The following is a 16,393-nucleotide window of genomic DNA, read 5'->3' as shown; positions in this document are numbered from 1 at the left end:
CGTGCCTTTCTCAGTTCAGGCTGAAGCCGGGGGTAGCGGATGCCTGTGCTTCGCGATCCTGCTTGCGCGATTTCTTGCCGGGCTTGGTTTCGTCGGCGTTGCGGCCCTGTGTCGGGGCGAGCATGTCCGCGTCGTATCCGATTTTCGGATTGGCCGGAGCTTCATCCTCCGTCCGGGGCATCGGGCGGGTTTCGCCGCTGGTTCCGCGCGATTCCCGGTTGCCGATCAACTGTTCCAGCACGGTCGGCGTATGGAAGCCGTCGGTCGGCAGCTTGATATCCCGGTCGTTGACCGGATTGACGAGGTAAGGCGTCACCACGATGACCAGTTCGGTCTGGCCCTTCTGGAAATCGGTCGAACGGAACAGGGCGCCGAGGATCGGCAGATCGCCCGCGCCGGGGGCCTTGTCGATCGTGTTCTGGGCGTTGTTGCTCAGCAGGCCGGCGATCATGAAGCTCTGGCCCGAACCCAGTTCCACGGTCGTTTCGGCGCGGCGCACCGTCAGCCCGGGGATCTGGAAATTGCTCAGGATGATCGCGCCCTTGGCCGACAGTTCCGACACTTCCGGGCGGACGCGGAGCGAAATCCTGCCATTGGCCAGCACGGTCGGCGTGTAGGACAGGCTGACGCCGTATTTCTTGTATTCGATGCTGGTGGTGCCGAGCCCCTGCGACGAAGCGATGGGGAATTCACCCCCGGCAAGGAAATCGGCGGTTTCGCCGGAAAGCGCCGTCAGGTTCGGCTGCGCCAGCGTGGTCACGAGACCGTCGGTTTCCGCCAGGTCCAGCGCGCCGAGAAGATCGAGCCCGAGAAACTTGCCCGCCAGGCCGAGCGTCGAACCGCCCGAGATCGGATTGATGCTGGTGGCGTCCACTTCGACGAATTTCCCCGGGTTGTTGATGTCGGGGATCATCGCCTTGGTCGCTGTGCCGACACCGGTGGCGCTGTTCGGGCGAAAGGTCTTGAAAGCGCCTGTCCGGCCTTGCCCGATGCCGAACTGCATGCCGCTGCTGCCGTCGATACTGGTCAGATTGACGCCCAGCTTGCGCACCAGCGAACGGCTGACTTCGGCAAACCGCACGCGCAGGTTGACCTGCAGCGGCGTGGCCGTCTTGAGGCGGCTGATGACGTTGACCTTGTCGCCCATATAGGCCTGCACCAGGCGTTCGGCTTCCGCGCCGTCTTCGGGTGCGGCGACTGTGCCGGTCAGCAGCACGGTGTTGGTGCCCATCGTGGCGACACCGATCTTTGCATCGGGCATGGCCAGCGTCAGCATCTGATCGACGCTGTCGATATTGGTGCCCACGCGGATATTGGCCGACCAGATCACCGCGCCGGCCGGATTGCTGGCATAGACGGTGGTTTCGCCGCCCGTCTTGCCGAACACATAGAGCTGGCGTTGCGATTTCACCTGCACGTCGGCCACAGTGTCGTTGGCGACGAAGACATCGCTCATCGTGCCGGGCAGAGTGATCAGTTCGCCGCGCCCGATCGAAAGTTCGAGCATGTTGGCGGGCCGGGAAACGGTCTGCGCCTGGGCGCCTGCGCCCGGCAGCGCGGCCATCGGCACCGCGGTGCAGACGGCGCTCATGATGGCGAGTGTAAGGCAGCGTGTCATGGATGTGCCTCTCGGTTGCGCGATGCGCGAATGAACGGTGGATGGGGTGCGGTGCCGGATCATGTCACTTCTTCACCGTGACGGTTTCGACGGCGTTGCCGCGTGAAATCTTGACGGAAGGCCCGAGCGGCACAGTGGCCGCCGGATTGCCCGGAGCGGTGGGTGCCCCGGATGGGGCCGGGCTGCTGCTGCTCTGCGGCGGCGGCAGGCTGCTCCGCTGGTAACGCGATACGTCCGCGCCTGTCACATAGCTGCCGGTGCGGTCCTGCGGCCGGTTCATCGCCGTGCGGATGATCTTTTCCTCTTCCGCTCTGCTGGCGCCCGCAGGCAGATCGACCGCGCCCGAAACGATGGCGCGTTCCAGATCGCCCGCGTTATCGGCGATAGAGCGCAGCGACAGGCTGATCGTGCCGATGGTTTGCGCCACCGCGACCTTTTCGGCGATCTTGGGCGTGACTTCGAGCGTGACGGTGCTGAATTCGCGCACCACCGTCTTGCCGTCCACCACTTCGCTCGCGGTCGACTGGTCGGTGGCGAGCACGCGCAGGTTGGCAAGGAAGGTTTCGGAAGCGCGCAGAGCGCCGCCGTCGCCGCCGCCTTCGACAGTCTGCGTCAGGACGAGATCGACCCGGTCCCCCGGGAAGATGAACCCGGCGACAGCCGTCTTGTCCGATACGGGGATGGTCACGGCGCGCATGCCGGGGGCGAGAGCCGCGGCCAGGAAGCCACGGTCGCCCGGGCTGACCAGGGCGCCCCGGGTAACCGGCTCGCCCGCCATGATCGGATGGCGCACGACCGTGCCGAGCAGCTTGTCCATTTCGACATCGCCCTGGAGGAAATAGGCGTTGTCGACCATTTCCTTGGGCCACTGCTGGAAGCTCATGGCATCGGCGGTGATGATCGTGCCGACAGGCAGGGCGCGCTGGGCGACCAGGACCTTGGGCCCCTTCTGAGGCTGCATCATGGGTGCGGCTGCGGCTACCGGCGCGGCTGCCCCGGCAAACATGCTGCGTGCGGCGAGCGCCGTGCCGATCGCGATGACCAGCGCCCCGACCAGCAAAGCCAGCTTCTTCCTGTCCATTGTCGTTTGCCCCCTTGTGCCCGGCAGGTCCCGGGCCCCCTGTGCGCCACTATGGCGCGGAAATGGTTAAAAACGGGTTCTCACCCCAGAACCGCGGCCGGTGCCGGGTTCTTCGCCCAGTATTGCATGCCCAGAATGCACAGCCCCCCGACTGCGATGGCGACGCCATAAGGAATGGCGAGCTTGTCCTTCTGGCGGCGCATGACATGCCACATGCCCATGACGACGGTCAGCACACCGCCGGCCAGCGCCATCACGAACAGCAGTTGCAGATAGGCCATCGGCTCGAACCACAGCGCCAGCGCGGTCAGCAGCTTGACATCGCCGCCGCCCATCGCGCGCAACGCGAACAGCACGCTCAGGCAGGCGAACGCGGCCATCGCCATGCCGAGCTGGATCGCCACGCCGGGCCACAGGCTGAGACCGCTGGTCCACCAGTACAGCGGCGCGGCGATCGCGATGCTGGCGTTCAGCCAGTTGGCGATGCGGCGGCTGCGCAAGTCGGTGAACGCCGCCGTCAGCAGCAGGGCCGCCAGAACGATCAGCGGGATGTGATGAAAAATGCCGTCTTGCAATTGCGCCCCCCAGGCTTGATCCTGGGAAACTGGGTAACAAACATGGCTTACCAAATAGTAACCACGCGAAGGAGCGCGCTATCTCTCTTCACGACAGTCTGGCGGATGCCCCATTCGACGCGCGGGCGATTCCCGCCGCCGCCCGGGAAAGCGTCTGGACCGCGCCCGATGGTTTTCCGATCCGCCGGATCGACTGGCCCGCACCGCATGGCGCGGCGCGCGGATCGCTCCTGTTCCTCCCCGGCCGGGGGGATGCCTACGAGAAGTATCTCGAAACGCTGGCCTACTGGGCGGGGCAGGGCTGGCATGTCACCGCGCTCGACTGGCGGGGTCAGGCGGGATCGGGGCGGCTGGGCAAGGATGCGGTGACGGGGCACGTGCCCGACTTTTCGCTCTGGACCTATGATCTCGGGCATTTCTGGGCCGAATGGGCGGCGCAGACGCCGGGGCCGCATGCGCTGGCCGGGCATTCGATGGGCGGGCATCTGGTGTTGCGCGCCGCGGCGGAGAAGCGGGTCGCGCCCGATGCGCTGATCCTGTCCGCGCCGATGCTGGGCCTCAGCACCGGGCCCTTTCCGGTGGCGCTGGTCCATCTGGCGGCGCGGTTCATGGCCGCGATCGGCGATGCCCGCCGCCCGGCCTGGCGGTGGAGCGAAAAGCCCGGCGAACTGCCCGCGAACCGGATCGATCTCCTGACGCATGACGAGCGCCGTTATGCCGATGAGGTATGGTGGCGCGATCATCGCCCCGAACTGGTGATGGGGCCGGGAAGCTGGGGCTGGGTGGAACGGGCCTATGCCTCGATCCGGCTGCTGGACCGGCCGGGCATGTTGGAAAGCGTGGTCACCCCGGTGCTGATCGTGGCGACCACGGCGGACAGGCTGGTCGATTTCGCGGCGACGGAGCGGGCCGCGCGCCGCCTGCCCTTGTGCGAAACCCTGTTCTTCGGCCCCGAAGCCCGGCACGAAATCCTGCGCGAAACGGATGCGGTCCGCAACCGGGCGCTGGATGCTATCGATGCCTTTCTGGATCGTGTAGCACCGCCGCCTGAATCGCCCCAATAAGCATCGTTCGAGTAAGCGAGGCCGCCATTTCCGTTTCCTATGATGTCGTCATTGCCGGGGCCGGGATGGCCGGGGCGAGCCTCGCCGCGGAACTGGCCCCCCACGCCTGCGTGCTGGTGATCGAAACGGAGGATACGCCCGGCTATCACGCCACTGGCCGCTCCGCCGCGTTCTGGGTCGAAAGCTATGGCGGCGCGCATGTCCAGCCGCTCACCTCCGCTTCGGGCGACTGGCTGGAAGCGCACGGATTCCTGCGCCCGCGCGGCGGGCTGACCATCGCCCGGGCCGATCAGCAGAACGAACTGGACCGGTTCGAACAGGCATTCGCCGCCAGCGGCATCCGGATGGAGCGGTGGGATCGCGCGGCGATGGCGGCCTGCGTGCCCGGACTGCGCCCCGAATGGGTGGCGGCGGTGTTCGAGCCCGACAGCAAGGATATCGATGTCGGCGCGTTCCACGCGCAGTGTCTGGCGCGGGCGCGCGAAGCGGGCGCGCAAATCCGCTGCCGCAGCGGGCTGGCGACGGCCCGGCGCGCGAACGGCGGCTGGCGGCTGACTCTGGCGGACGGCAGCGAGGTCGCGGCCGCCGTGCTGGTCGATGCGGCAGGCGCCTGGGCCGACGAAGTGGCGCGGATCGCGGGTGCCCGCCCGGTGGGTATCCAGCCCTATCGGCGGACGATGCTGCAACTGCGCACCGCCCCGGCGGCCCCGGCGGTGATGCCGGTGGTGCTCGACATCGGCGGGCAGTTCTACTTCAAGCCGGAAAGCGGCCGCTTGTGGCTCAGCCCGCATGACGAGACGCCGTGTGCCCCCTGCGACGCCGCGCCGGAAGAGATCGATCTGGCCATCGCCATCGACCGCTTGCAGCACACGGTCGATTGGCAGGTCGAACAACTGGAACACAAATGGGCGGGCCTGCGCAGTTTCGCGCCCGACCGGCTGCCGGTCTATGGGTTCGATCCGCGCGAAGCCGGGTTCTTCTGGTTCGCGGGGCAGGGCGGGTTCGGCATCCAGACGGCGCCCGCCGCCGCGCGGCTGGCCAGCCAGATGCTGCTTGGCCTGCCCGCCGATGCGATGACCCGCACACTCGATCCGGCGCTCTACACCCCGGCGCGGTTCGGCTGAAAACGCGGGTTGCAGGTTGACGCGGAACAGCGTTGAAAAACTCCAGTTTTTCCTTGTGAACCAGCGGCTTGTGGCAATCTTGTGTGACTTTTCGCGCAGGCGCCCGGCAAGAGCGATCGGCAATGCCTTCGCGGCAGGGGATGGCTTGATGAACGGGGATGGGCGCATCCGTTCACCATGGCAGGCCGGGGCCATGTAGGAAAACGGTTTGGCGGCGCGCATCGCCTCAGCGCAGTTGGCGAAAGATTACGCTGGCCAGCGCGAAGAGAGGCGCTAGTTTACTTGGCGAAACCAACCTGTGGAGAATCGCCATGGCTCATCGTTTCGAAATCCGGAAGAACAAGAAGGGCGAATACGTCGCGTATTTCTGCTACAACGCGGAAACGATCTTCTGGACGGAAGGGTATTCTTCCAAGGCCAGCGCCAAGAACGCGATCGAATCGATCAAGAAGAACGGCCCGGGCGCCGAAACGGTCGAAGCCGAAAGCTGAGCCGCCAAAGCGGGGACAGGGGGCTGCGGCCCCCTTTTTTGGCGGGATGGCCATCCGCGCGGGCGGAGAGAGTGGCTGCATCTTGCTACACAATCGTCACCCTGAACTTGTTTCAGGGGCCAAACCGTGCGCGGCGAAGGATGGATGCTGAAACAAGTTCAGCATGACGAAAGTGGGATCATGAGGCAGGGTCTTTTGGCGCTGCTGCATTCGCAAGCGCTATAGACCGCTTTTCATGTCAGAGGCGGCAGCCCGCCGTTCAACCCGCCTTCTTCCCGGCGGCGAGCGCGGCATTGCTGGCCAGCTGGTCCACCCGCTCGTTTTCAGGGTGGCCATCGTGGCCCTTGACCCAGACCCATTCGATCTCGTGCTTGCCGGCCACTTCGATCAGGTCGTGCCACAGTTCGGCGTTCTGGACCGGCTTCTTGCTGGCGGTGACCCAGCCGTTGCGTTTCCAGCCATGGACCCAGCGGGTGATGCCATCCATCACGTATTTGCTGTCGGTGTAGAGCGTGACCTGACACGGTTCGATCAACGCGCCGAGAGCGCGGATCGCGGCGGTCAGTTCCATCCGGTTGTTGGTGGTGTGCGGATCGGAGCCCGACAGTTCCTTTTCATGCCGCCCCATCCGCAGCAGCGCGCCCCAGCCGCCCGGGCCGGGATTGCCCTTGCACGCCCCATCGGTAAAGATTTCAACGTGTTTCATGCCGTCTGGTCACTCTTTTCGGCGGGCAACGGGAAAGCCTGCCCGCCCTGTTCGGCCCCGTCCTGTTCGGCATAGAACCGCAGCCGCCGGGCAAAATCCATCGGGTCCTTGCGGGTGACCAGGGCATCGGCGGGCGTGTGCAGCCAGTCGTAAGCGCGCGTCATCATGAACCGCATGCAGGCCCCGCGCGCCAGCAGCGGCAGAGCGGCGTTTTCCGCGGCGGAAAGCGGGCGCACCGCGTTGTAGCCTTCGACCAGCGCGGCGGCGATGGCGGGGCGGAACGTGCCGTCCGCCTCGAACGACCAGGCCGCGTGCGTCACCGCCAGATCGTAAGCGGCGATATCGTTGCAGGCGAAATAGAAATCGATCAGCCCGCCCACTTCGCTGCCCAGCATCAGGACGTTATCGGGAAACAGATCGGCATGGATCACCGCCTGCGGCAGCGCGTCTGGCCAGTTCGCCTGCAAATGGGCCAGTTCGTCGCGCACGATCCGGGGGAGCGCGGAATCGATGGAGGCGAGCCCCGCTTCGCCGCAATCGTCGGCCAGGTCCTGCCAGCTCGGCAGGCTGAGCCCGTTGGCGCGGGTGGCGGCGAAATCGGCGGAAGCGAGGTGAACCCCTGCCAGCGCCGCGCCCACGGACCGGGCCTGTTCCGCTTCCGGGTGATCGACCGAGACGCCGGGGAGAAATTCGATCAGCGCCACCGCCTTTTCGCCCAGCATGCGATAGGCTTGGTTCCGCCGGTCATGGATGGTGCGCGGGACGGGGCAGCCCCTGGCCGCGAGATGATCGAGCAGGCCGAGGAAGAACGGCAGTTCCTTGAGATCGATGCGGCGTTCGTACATCGTCAGGATGAAGCGCGATCCGCCGCCGTCCTTGCCGGTGGTTTCGATCAGCCAGTTGGAATTGGAAACGCCTTCGGCGATGCCTTTGGCGGAAACCAGTTCGCCGACATCGTATTCCCGGATCAGAGCGGCGAGGTCTTCTGCGCTGAGATGCGTGTAAACGGCCATGGATCGGGCCTTATTCCGTAAGCTGCCGGGGCAGTTTGAAAATCATGCGTTCTTCGGCCGAAACGTGCGTGTGTTCCTCCACCGTGCGCCATTCGCCCAGCCGTTCGATCACTTCGCGCACCAGCACTTCCGGGGCGGATGCGCCGGCGGTGACGCCGACCGTGCCGACCCCGTCGAGCCAGTCGGCGGCAATGTCGCTTGCCCGGCCGATCAGGTGGGCGGCGGTGCCGCAGCGTTCCGCCACTTCGACCAGCCGCAGCGAATTGGAGGAATTGGGCGCCCCGATCACCAGCATCAGATCGCACTGCGGGGCGATGGCCTTGACCGCCGCCTGCCGGTTGGACGTGGCGTAGCAGATATCTTCCGCCTTGGGCCCGACGATCGCGGGATAGCGTTCGCGCAGCGCGGCAACGATGGCCGCCGTGTCGTCCACCGAAAGAGTCGTCTGCGTGAGGAAAGCCAGCGGCGCATCGGCGGCGAAAGTCAGCGCGGCCACATCTTCGAGCGATTCGACCAGCGTCATCGCCCCATCGGGCACCTGGCCCAGCGTGCCGATCACTTCGGGGTGGCCCTTGTGGCCGATGAACACGATATGCCGCCCGGCTTCGACCTGGCGTTCGGCCTGGCGGTGGACTTTGCTGACCAGCGGGCAGGTGGCATCGAGATATTCGAGCCCGCGTTCTTCCGCCGTGGCGGGAATCGCCTTGGGCACGCCGTGGGCGCTGAACACCACCGGCACGCCATCGGGCACTTTGTCCAGTTCTTCCACGAAAACGGCGCCCTTGGCTTTCAACCCGTCGACAACGAAGCGGTTGTGGACGATTTCATGCCGGACATAGACCGGCGCGCCATAGCGTTCGAGCGCGCGTTCGACGATTTCGATCGCGCGGTCGACACCGGCGCAGAAGCCGCGCGGCGCGGCCACCAGCACCGTCAGCGGCGGCCGTGCGGCAGTGGCGCTGTTGTGGGGCAAGGATGCGTTCATCCCTGTGCCTCTAGGGATTGCGCGCCGTCGCAGCAAGCGCTCGCTTCGGTGCGATTTGCCCCAGACCCGTTGCGCTTTCGCGGCACAGGCCGTAGGGCTGCTGCCGATCCATTGACGAGGAACGACAATGACCGCTCGCTTTCGCCTGCTTGCTTTCGCAGTTTGCGCCACCGCCGCTCTGGCCGGTTGCAAATCGAAGGGGGACATCGTCGTGGAAGAAGGGATCGGGATCACCGCGCTGCGCACCGTCTGCCCCGCCGTCGGCGTGCCTGACTACACGGGCGATGTCACTCTGTTCAATGGCGAACAGCGCACGGCCAGCGCAATGGCGCTGACGGCGGCGATCACCAATGTGAAAGTCGCCTGCAACGATACCGGTGCCGAAGTCTATTCGGTGGCGACGTTCGATGTGGTCGCCCGCCGCTACAACACGCAGGCCCCGGCCACGGTGACGCTGCCCTACTTCTCCACCGTGGTGCGCGGCGACAAGGCGATCGAATCCAAGCGAATCGGCACGGTCACGCTCAATTTCGCCGCCGGGCAGGAACGCGCGCAGGCCAGCGCGCAGGCGGGCGCCTATATCAACCGCGCCGAAGCCACGCTGTCGAAAGAGATTCGCGACCGAATCACCAAGCGGCGCAAATCGGGCGAAGCGGATGCGGCGGTCGATCCGCTGACCGATCCGGAAGTGAAAGCGGCGCTGACCCGCGCCAGCTTCGAAATGCTGGTGGGCTTCCAACTGACCCGCGATCAGCTGGCTTATAACGTCACGCGGTAAGGCGGGCCGCTGCTATTCCCTCCCTCGTCACCCTGAATTTATTTCAGGGTCCATCGTGCCTCACGCGCGGCGGTTAGTGGGGAGAAATGGATGCTGAACCAAGTTCGGCATGGCGATTGACGAACCGCTGGATCGTCCCTCGGATCAGCGAGGATTTCAATTCCTGCCTAAACCGGCTAACCGCGCCGGTCATGTCGGATATCACAACGCTTTACGCCGCCTTCGCGGCCCATATCGCCGCTGCGCTGGACGCTCTGGAACAGGAAGGCGCGCTGCCTGCGGGCCTGCCGCGAGGCAATGTCACGGTCGAGCCGCCGCGCGATCCCAGCCACGGCGACCTTGCCACCAATGCGGCGATGGTGCTGGCCAAGCCCGCCAAGACCAATCCCCGCGCGCTGGCGGAACTGCTGGTGGCGAAGCTTTCAGCCCTGCCGAGCGTGAGCGGCGCGGAAATCGCCGGGCCGGGGTTCATCAACCTGCGGCTGGCCGATGGCGCATGGCGCGATGAACTTGCGGCCATTGCGGCGCTGGGCGGCGATTACGGCCGCTCCGCGATGGGTAAGGGCGGCACGGTCAACGTCGAATACGTTTCGGCCAACCCCACCGGGCCGATGCACATGGGCCACTGCCGGGGCGCGGTGGTGGGCGATGCGCTGGCTGCGCTGCTCGAATATGCCGGGCACAAGGTCGTGCGCGAATACTACATCAACGATGCGGGCGCGCAGGTGCAGGTCCTCGCCCGTTCGGTCCACATCCGCTATCGCGAAGCGCTGGGCGAAGCCGTGGGCGCGATTCCCGAAGGGCTCTACCCCGGCGATTACCTCGTGCCCGTGGGGCAGGCGCTGGCCGCCGAATTCGGTGACAGATACGCCGCCGCGCCCGAATCCGAATGGCTGGACCTGTTCCGCACCCGCGCCGTCGCCGCGATGATGGATATGATCCGGGCCGATCTGGCGCTGCTGGGCATTCATCACGATGTCTTTTCGTCCGAGGCGGAATTGCAGGCGGCGGGCAAACCGGCGGAGGCGGAAGCCTGGCTGCGGGCGCACGATCTCGTCTATGACGGCATTCTCGAAGCGCCCAAGGGCAAGACTCCGGAAGACTGGGAACCGGTGGAACTGCCGCTGTTCCGCTCGACCAAGTTCGGGGACGATCAGGACCGCCCGATCCGGAAAAGCGATGGCAACTGGACCTATTTCGGCGCCGATCTCGCCTATCACTTCCAGAAGGCGGAAAAGGCCGATGCGCTGGTCGATATCTGGGGCGCTGACCATGCCGGCACGGTCAAGCGGATCAAGGCCGCCGTCGCCGCGCTGACCGAAGGGGCGGGGCGCACGATCCCGTTCGAAGTCAAGCTGGTGCAGATGGTCCAGCTCCTGCGCGATGGCGAACCGGTGAAAATGTCGAAGCGGGCGGGGACGTTCGTCACGCTGGCCGATGTCGTGCGCGAAGTGGGCAAGGACGTGGTGCGCTTCACCATGCTGACCCGCAAGCCCGAAGCGCAGATGGATTTCGATTTCGCCAAAGTGGTGGAAGCGAGCAAGGATAATCCGGTGTTCTACGTCCAGTATGCCCATGCGCGGATCGCTTCGACGCTGCGCAAGGCGGCGGACCAGAACCTGGCCCCGGCGGCGGACCATATCGGGCAACTGGGCGCGGAAGAACTGGAGCTGGTGAAGCAGGCGGCGCAATTCCCGCGCACTGTGGAAGCGGCGGCGGCGGCGCGCGAACCGCATCGGATCGCGTTCTTCCTGGGCGATCTGGCGGCGGCGTTCCATGCCTACTGGAATGTCGGGAACGACCGGCCAGACAAGCGCTTCATCATCGCAGATGCCCCAGAACTGACCAGTGCGAGACTTTTCCTTGCTATCCAGATCGGGCAAGTGTTGAAAAATGGCCTGGCCTTGCTGGGTGTGGAGGCCGTGGAGGAGTTGTAGGAATGAGCGGGGCAAGCGAATTCGGCCGCAACGGCGACGGGGCGGATTTCGCAAGGGACAGAGGCTTGCAGCTTTCCCTCGATGATGAGGATGAACGGCTGCCCTGGCTCGAATCGGGTGACGACGAGGATGACGGGCAGAGCACCGCTTCCGGCCGCTTCCTGGGCATGGTGTTTGTCGCGCTGATCGCTCTGCTGGTAATCATCGGTCTGATCTGGTGGCTGTCCAACCGGGGGGCGGACCCCGATACGGTGGCCGACGGCGGGATGATCGCCGCGCCCGAAACGCCCTACAAGACCAAGCCCGACAATCCCGGCGGGCGGGAATTCGCAGGAACCGGGGATACCAGTTTCAGAGTTGGCGAAGGGGAAACAACCGACGGCAAGCTGGCGTCCACCGAACCGCCCAAGCCCAGCATCGACACCGCGCAAGGGGCCGCCGAAAACAAACCGGCGGCGGCCGCAGCGGACGAAACCACCGGCCCCACCGGCGGTGTCGGGGTGCAGGTCGGCGCTTACAACAGCAAGGAAGCCGCGCAGGCGGGGTGGAGCACGCTCTACACCGCGAACGAAGCTTTGCATGGGTACAAGTACCGGATCGTGCAGGGCAAGGCCGACATCGGCAATGTCTATCGGCTGCAGGCGGTGGCGGGCGATGCGGCGGCGGCGGAAAGCCTGTGCGCGCGCCTCAAGGCGGCGGGCACGGCCTGTCAGGTCAAGCGCTGACCGGGCGGGCGTGGCAAGGGGCCGCAACGCAATAGAGAAGGCGTTTATCGCCTTGGAACCAACCTCCGTCATTCCCGCTTTCGCGGGAATGACGAGGGGGACAGGCTCGGCATGACGAAAGCGGTTGAAGCGATGGCTTTCCGCCTCCTGTTTCGGCAAGGATCGCCGCTCTCAAAGCTGTAATCCACACATGGCGCATGGCGCATGCTTGCCACGCGCTCCGTTTGTTGCGAGTTTTCCGCGCATGACACCTGCGATTTACGGTATGTCCGGGCTGGCGCTGACCGCCGACGAGCGGGCTTTCTTCCGCGAGAGCGATCCGGCGGGCTACATCATTTTCGCCCGCAACGTGGAAAGCCGCGAACAGTTGCGCGCGCTGACGGATTCCCTGCGCGATCTGCACGGGCGCGACGATGTGTTCATCTGCATCGATCAGGAGGGGGGCCGGGTCGCGCGGATGAAACCGCCTGTGTGGGCGGCTTATCCGCCGGGGGAAGCATTCGACCGGCTGTATGACGTGGCGCCCGCCAGCGCGATCGAAGCCGCGCGGGCCAATGCCCATGCGCTGGGGCTGGATCTGGCCGAAGCGGGGATCACGGTCGATTGTCTGCCGCTGCTCGACGTGCGCCAGCCGGGCGCACACGACGTGATCGGCGACCGCGCGCTGGGGTGCGAGCCGATGCGGGTTGCCGCCTTGGGGCGGGCGGTGCTCGACGGGTTGGGCCGGGCCGGGGTCGTCGGCGTGGTCAAGCATATCCCGGGGCATGGCCGGTCGGCGTGCGACACGCACAAGGAACTGCCCACCGTGACCGCAAGCGAGAGCGAACTGGAGGCGGACATCGCCCCGTTCCGCACGTTGGCGCAGGCGCCCGTGGCAATGACGGCGCACATTATCTACAGCGCGTGGGACAGCGAAAACCCCGCTACCCAATCGCCGTTCGTGATCGGGGAAATCATCCGCAAGCGGATCGGGTTCGACGGTCTGCTGCTGAGCGACGATCTCGATATGGAAGCGCTTTCGGGCACGATTCCCGAACGGGCCGAACGGGCGGTGGCGGCAGGCTGCGACATTGCGCTCAATTGCTGGGGGCGGATGGATGACATGGTCGGTATCGCCGAGCGGCTGCCCGCGCTGACCGACAAGGGCGCGCAGCGGCTCCGGCAGGCCATGGCATCGGTGGCGGGCAAAAGCGTGGAAGCGGATCGCACCGTGCTGCTCGCCAGGCGGGACAGTCTGCTGGCCCACGCCGGGGCGCGTGCATGACCGAGGACGGGTTCCTGTTCGCCATGCCCGCGCAGGGCGATGCGGACGGGGACTGGGCAGGCCCGCCCACGGCGCGGGATGGCGCGGATGCGCTCTATCTCGAACTGGACGGGTGGGAAGGGCCGCTGGATCTGCTGCTCGATCTCGCGCGGCGGCAGAAAGTCGATCTCAAGACGATTTCGATTCTTGCGCTGGTCGATCAGTACCTTGCCTATATCGATCATGCGGATGCGCTGAAGCTCGAACTGGCGGCCGATTATCTGGTGATGGCGGCGTGGCTGGCCTATCTCAAATCGGCGCTGCTGCTGCCCAAGGAAGAACAGGAAGACCCCAGCCCCGAAGAACTGGCGCTGCGCCTGCAATTGCGGCTGCAACGGCTTGCCGCGATGCGCGAGGCGGCGGCCCGGCTGCTGGGGCGTGACCGGCTGGGGCGCGATGTTTTCCCACGCGGCGCCCCCGAAGGGCTGCGGATCGAACGTAGGAACGCCTGGCAGTGCGAATGGTTCGATCTGGTCAGCGCCTATGGCCAGATTCAGGCCCGCAACGCGCCGGTGGTGCACATGGTCCGCGAACGGCCGGTGATGACGCTGGAATCCGCGATCAACCGCGTGTCCGCGATGCTCGGCATGACGCTGGACTGGATGCGGCTGGAGGATTTCCTGCCTGCCCATTCCGATCCGCGGCTGCGCCGTTCGGCCCTGGCGTCAAGCTTTCTCGCCGCGCTGGAACTGGCCCGCACGGGCCGTGCGGAAATCGCGCAGGAGGAAACTTTCGGGCCGCTGCGCCTGCGCCGGGTGGTGGCGTGAGCGAGGAACCCGACGATCTCCTGCGCGCAGTGGAAGCGACGCTGTTCGCTGCGGAAGAACCGATGAGCGTGGAAGCGCTTTCGGGCCATCTGGGCGGGGCGGACGTGCGCGATGCGCTGCGCCAACTGGCCGACCATTACGCGGGGCGCGGGATTCATCTGGTGGAGAGGGGCAAGCGCTGGCATTTCCAGACCGCGCCCGATCTCGCCCATCTGCTGCGGCGGGAACGGGAACAGGTCCGCCGCCTGTCGCGCGCGGCAACCGAAGTGCTGGCGATCGTCGCCTATCACGAACCGGTCAGCCGGGCGGAAATCGAATCGATCCGGGGGGTGCAGACGGCCAAGGGCACGCTGGATGTGCTGCTGGAAGCGGGCTGGGTCCGGGTCGCGGGCCGACGCGAAGTGCCGGGGCGCCCGGTGATCTATGCCACCACGCCCGATTTCCTTGCCCATTTCGGCCTTGCCTCGCGGCGGGACCTGCCCGGCATCGACGAATTGCGCGCGGCGGGCCTGCTCGATCCGGTGGAGGAAGCGCTGGAAGGCCTGCTCGGCAGCCCTGCGGAAACGCCCGATGCCGCCGATGCCGGGGAAGCGGCGGATCAGGCCGATGGCGAACCCTTGCCGCCCGATGCGGCGGGCTGACTGGCGCTGACCGGCCAAAGCGCCTATAGTTGCCGCTCGTAGGATATGAGAGATTTTCGATGGGATTGAGCATCTGGCAATTGCTGATTGTCGCCCTCGTTATCATCGTGCTGTTCGGCCGTGGCCGGATCGCGGAGATGATGGGCGATTTCGGCAAGGGCATCAAAAGCTTCAAGGAAGGCATGAAAGAGGACGATGAAAAGCCGCTCCCGCCGCGCCTTGAAGACCCCGATGCCGCGAACCCGCCACGGGACAATGCCACCAGCAAGTCGGCGAATGACCAGCCGACGGGTAACTGATCGAGAGAAGCGCCATGTTTGATGTCGGCGCGTCCGAACTGCTGATGATCGCGATAGTGGCGATCATCGTGATCGGCCCCAAGGATATGCCGCTGGCCCTGCGCACGGCCGGGCGCTGGATCGCCAAGATACGCCGGGTTTCCGGCCATTTCCGCGCGGGGCTGGATACGATGATCCGCGAAGCGGAAATGGAGGAGCTGGAGCGCAAGTGGCGCGAACAGAACGAACGGATCATGGCCGAACACCCCGGGGGGCAAGACAGCGCGGAGCCCGCCATGGCCGAAGCGTCCGCTGAGGCGCGAGCGAAGGCGCCAACGGGCGCAGGGGCCGAAGCGCTGGCTGGTCCCGATGCCGCAGAATCCCCCGCCGCCGGTGCGGAAGCGCGGCGCAAGCCCGCCGCCGATCCCGCCCCGGATGAACCGCAATTGCCGCTGGGCGGCCCCGTCAGCCGTCACGAGCCCTGATCCATGGCATTCAAGATTCATGATATCGACGAGACCCAGGCGCCGCTGCTCGATCACCTGATCGAACTGCGCAACCGCCTGATGCGCTGCGTGGTGGCGCTGGCGATCACTTTTGGCGTGTGCCTCTATTTCGCGGAGGACATCTTCGGCTTTCTCGTCCACCCGTTGACCGAGGCGTTCCCGCCGGGGCAGGGGCGGCTGATCTACACCAAGCTTTACGAAGCGTTCTTCGTGGAAGTGAAAGTGGCGTTGTTCGCCGCTTTCTTCCTCAGTTTCCCGATCATCGCCAACCAGTTGTGGGCGTTTGTCGCGCCGGGGCTTTATGCGAAGGAAAAGAAGGCGTTCCTGCCGTTCCTGTTCGCCACGCCGATCCTGTTTGTGGCGGGGGCGTCGCTGGCCTATTTCATCGTCATGCCGACCGCGTTCCACTGGTTCCTGGGCTTTCAGGGCGAAGCGGGCGGGTTGAAGCTCGAAGCTTTGCCGGGGACGGGGGATTATCTCAATCTGGTGATGCAGTTCATCCTCGCGTTCGGGATCAGCTTCCTGCTGCCGGTGCTGCTGCTGCTGCTCAACCGGGCGGGCATCGTCACCCGCGACCAACTGGCCGTGGCGCGCCGTTATGTGATCGTGGTGATTTTCATCGTCGCGGCGGTCATCACGCCGCCCGATGTGATTTCGCAGCTCATGCTGGCGATTCCGCTGATCCTTCTGTTCGAAGGCTCGATGCTGTTCATGTGGCTGGGCGAACGGCGCGCGCGCAAGGCCGAAGCCGCGCAGGAAAGCGAAGCGGGCAAGGACCCGGCGGCGGCGGAATAGCCGCTT

Annotated in this window: 18 protein-coding genes; 12 read left to right on the top strand and 6 right to left on the bottom strand. The window is 65.8% G+C overall.

All coding sequences use genetic code 11. The features are described 5' to 3' along the window. Positions 1-10: 10 nt before the first annotated feature. From K5X80_RS15395 to K5X80_RS15385, 3 genes are all read right to left on the bottom strand, one after another. On the bottom strand, positions 11-1,618 hold the full coding sequence (locus tag K5X80_RS15395; protein WP_222558585.1) for a type II and III secretion system protein family protein: 1,608 nt from the start codon (positions 1,616-1,618) through the stop codon (positions 11-13). Positions 1,619-1,682: 64 nt separating this feature from the next. Then, positions 1,683-2,699, bottom strand: coding sequence for a Flp pilus assembly protein CpaB (gene cpaB, locus K5X80_RS15390; protein ID WP_222558584.1), 1,017 nt, complete (start codon positions 2,697-2,699; stop codon positions 1,683-1,685). Between the two features lie 80 nt (positions 2,700-2,779). Further along, entirely contained in the window at positions 2,780-3,274 is a 495-nt protein-coding gene (locus K5X80_RS15385; RefSeq protein ID WP_222558583.1) for an A24 family peptidase, read from the bottom strand. Here K5X80_RS15385 and K5X80_RS15380 point away from each other — a divergent pair. The 3 genes from K5X80_RS15380 to K5X80_RS15370 all read left to right on the top strand — a co-directional run bounded on the left by K5X80_RS15380 (position 3,274) and on the right by K5X80_RS15370 (position 5,953). After that, positions 3,274-4,338: an alpha/beta fold hydrolase gene (locus K5X80_RS15380; RefSeq protein WP_222560488.1), complete on the top strand. Its 1,065-nt coding sequence runs from the start codon at positions 3,274-3,276 to the stop codon at positions 4,336-4,338. The two genes, K5X80_RS15385 and K5X80_RS15380, sit on opposite strands and share 1 nt — an antisense overlap. Before the next feature lie 65 nt (positions 4,339-4,403). After that, a complete protein-coding gene (locus K5X80_RS15375; protein WP_222558582.1) occupies positions 4,404-5,462 on the top strand; it encodes an NAD(P)/FAD-dependent oxidoreductase in 1,059 nt (352 codons plus the stop codon). Positions 5,463-5,773: 311 nt separating this feature from the next. Next, the gene (locus K5X80_RS15370) at positions 5,774-5,953 is read left to right on the top strand and encodes a YegP family protein (RefSeq protein ID WP_222558581.1); all 180 of its coding nucleotides are present in this window, start codon (positions 5,774-5,776) and stop codon (positions 5,951-5,953) included. A gap of 259 nt (positions 5,954-6,212) precedes the next feature. Here K5X80_RS15370 and rnhA read toward each other — a convergent pair whose 3' ends face one another. The 3 genes from rnhA to ispH are packed head-to-tail and all read right to left on the bottom strand — an operon-like array spanning position 6,213 to position 8,657. Beyond that, positions 6,213-6,659 carry a ribonuclease HI gene (gene rnhA / locus K5X80_RS15365; protein ID WP_222558580.1) on the bottom strand — a complete coding sequence of 149 codons (447 nt, stop codon included), beginning with the start codon at positions 6,657-6,659 and terminating at the stop codon, positions 6,213-6,215. Continuing rightward, complete coding sequence (gene thrB / locus K5X80_RS15360) at positions 6,656-7,672, bottom strand: homoserine kinase (protein ID WP_222558579.1); 1,017 nt, start codon at positions 7,670-7,672, stop codon at positions 6,656-6,658. Before thrB ends, rnhA begins: the two co-directional genes overlap by 4 nt. A gap of 10 nt (positions 7,673-7,682) precedes the next feature. Next, positions 7,683-8,657: a 4-hydroxy-3-methylbut-2-enyl diphosphate reductase gene (ispH, locus tag K5X80_RS15355; protein WP_222558578.1), complete on the bottom strand. Its 975-nt coding sequence runs from the start codon at positions 8,655-8,657 to the stop codon at positions 7,683-7,685. A 127-nt stretch (positions 8,658-8,784) separates the two neighbouring features. Between ispH and K5X80_RS15350 the strand changes: the two genes are divergently transcribed. From K5X80_RS15350 to tatC, 9 genes are all read left to right on the top strand, one after another. Continuing rightward, a complete protein-coding gene (locus tag K5X80_RS15350) occupies positions 8,785-9,435 on the top strand; it encodes a hypothetical protein (protein WP_222558577.1) in 651 nt (216 codons plus the stop codon). A 191-nt stretch (positions 9,436-9,626) separates the two neighbouring features. After that, positions 9,627-11,372, top strand: a complete 1,746-nt coding sequence (gene argS / locus K5X80_RS15345) for an arginine--tRNA ligase (protein ID WP_222558576.1) — start codon at positions 9,627-9,629, stop codon at positions 11,370-11,372. Positions 11,373-11,374: 2 nt separating this feature from the next. Then, entirely contained in the window at positions 11,375-12,097 is a 723-nt protein-coding gene (locus K5X80_RS15340; protein WP_222558575.1) for an SPOR domain-containing protein, read from the top strand. 244 nt (positions 12,098-12,341) lie between these two features. Then, positions 12,342-13,361 carry a beta-N-acetylhexosaminidase gene (nagZ, locus tag K5X80_RS15335; protein WP_222558574.1) on the top strand — a complete coding sequence of 340 codons (1,020 nt, stop codon included), beginning with the start codon at positions 12,342-12,344 and terminating at the stop codon, positions 13,359-13,361. Continuing rightward, positions 13,358-14,167 carry a segregation and condensation protein A gene (locus K5X80_RS15330; RefSeq protein WP_261390565.1) on the top strand — a complete coding sequence of 270 codons (810 nt, stop codon included), beginning with the start codon at positions 13,358-13,360 and terminating at the stop codon, positions 14,165-14,167. Before nagZ ends, K5X80_RS15330 begins: the two co-directional genes overlap by 4 nt. Further along, entirely contained in the window at positions 14,164-14,808 is a 645-nt protein-coding gene (gene scpB / locus K5X80_RS15325; protein ID WP_261390563.1) for an SMC-Scp complex subunit ScpB, read from the top strand. The genes K5X80_RS15330 and scpB overlap by 4 nt, the downstream gene beginning before the upstream one ends. A 59-nt stretch (positions 14,809-14,867) precedes the next feature. Next, complete coding sequence (gene tatA, locus K5X80_RS15320) at positions 14,868-15,107, top strand: twin-arginine translocase TatA/TatE family subunit (RefSeq protein ID WP_222558573.1); 240 nt, start codon at positions 14,868-14,870, stop codon at positions 15,105-15,107. Positions 15,108-15,121: 14 nt separating this feature from the next. Continuing rightward, positions 15,122-15,571 carry a Sec-independent protein translocase protein TatB gene (gene tatB / locus K5X80_RS15315; protein ID WP_222558572.1) on the top strand — a complete coding sequence of 150 codons (450 nt, stop codon included), beginning with the start codon at positions 15,122-15,124 and terminating at the stop codon, positions 15,569-15,571. A gap of 3 nt (positions 15,572-15,574) precedes the next feature. Beyond that, on the top strand, positions 15,575-16,387 hold the full coding sequence (gene tatC / locus K5X80_RS15310) for a twin-arginine translocase subunit TatC (protein WP_222558571.1): 813 nt from the start codon (positions 15,575-15,577) through the stop codon (positions 16,385-16,387). The last annotated feature ends 6 nt before the right edge of the window (positions 16,388-16,393 follow it).

Origin of the sequence: Caenibius sp. WL (assembly GCF_019803445.1) — a bacterium.
GTDB lineage: Bacteria > Pseudomonadota > Alphaproteobacteria > Sphingomonadales > Sphingomonadaceae > Caenibius.
This window is presented reverse-complemented; position numbering and strand designations above follow the sequence as displayed.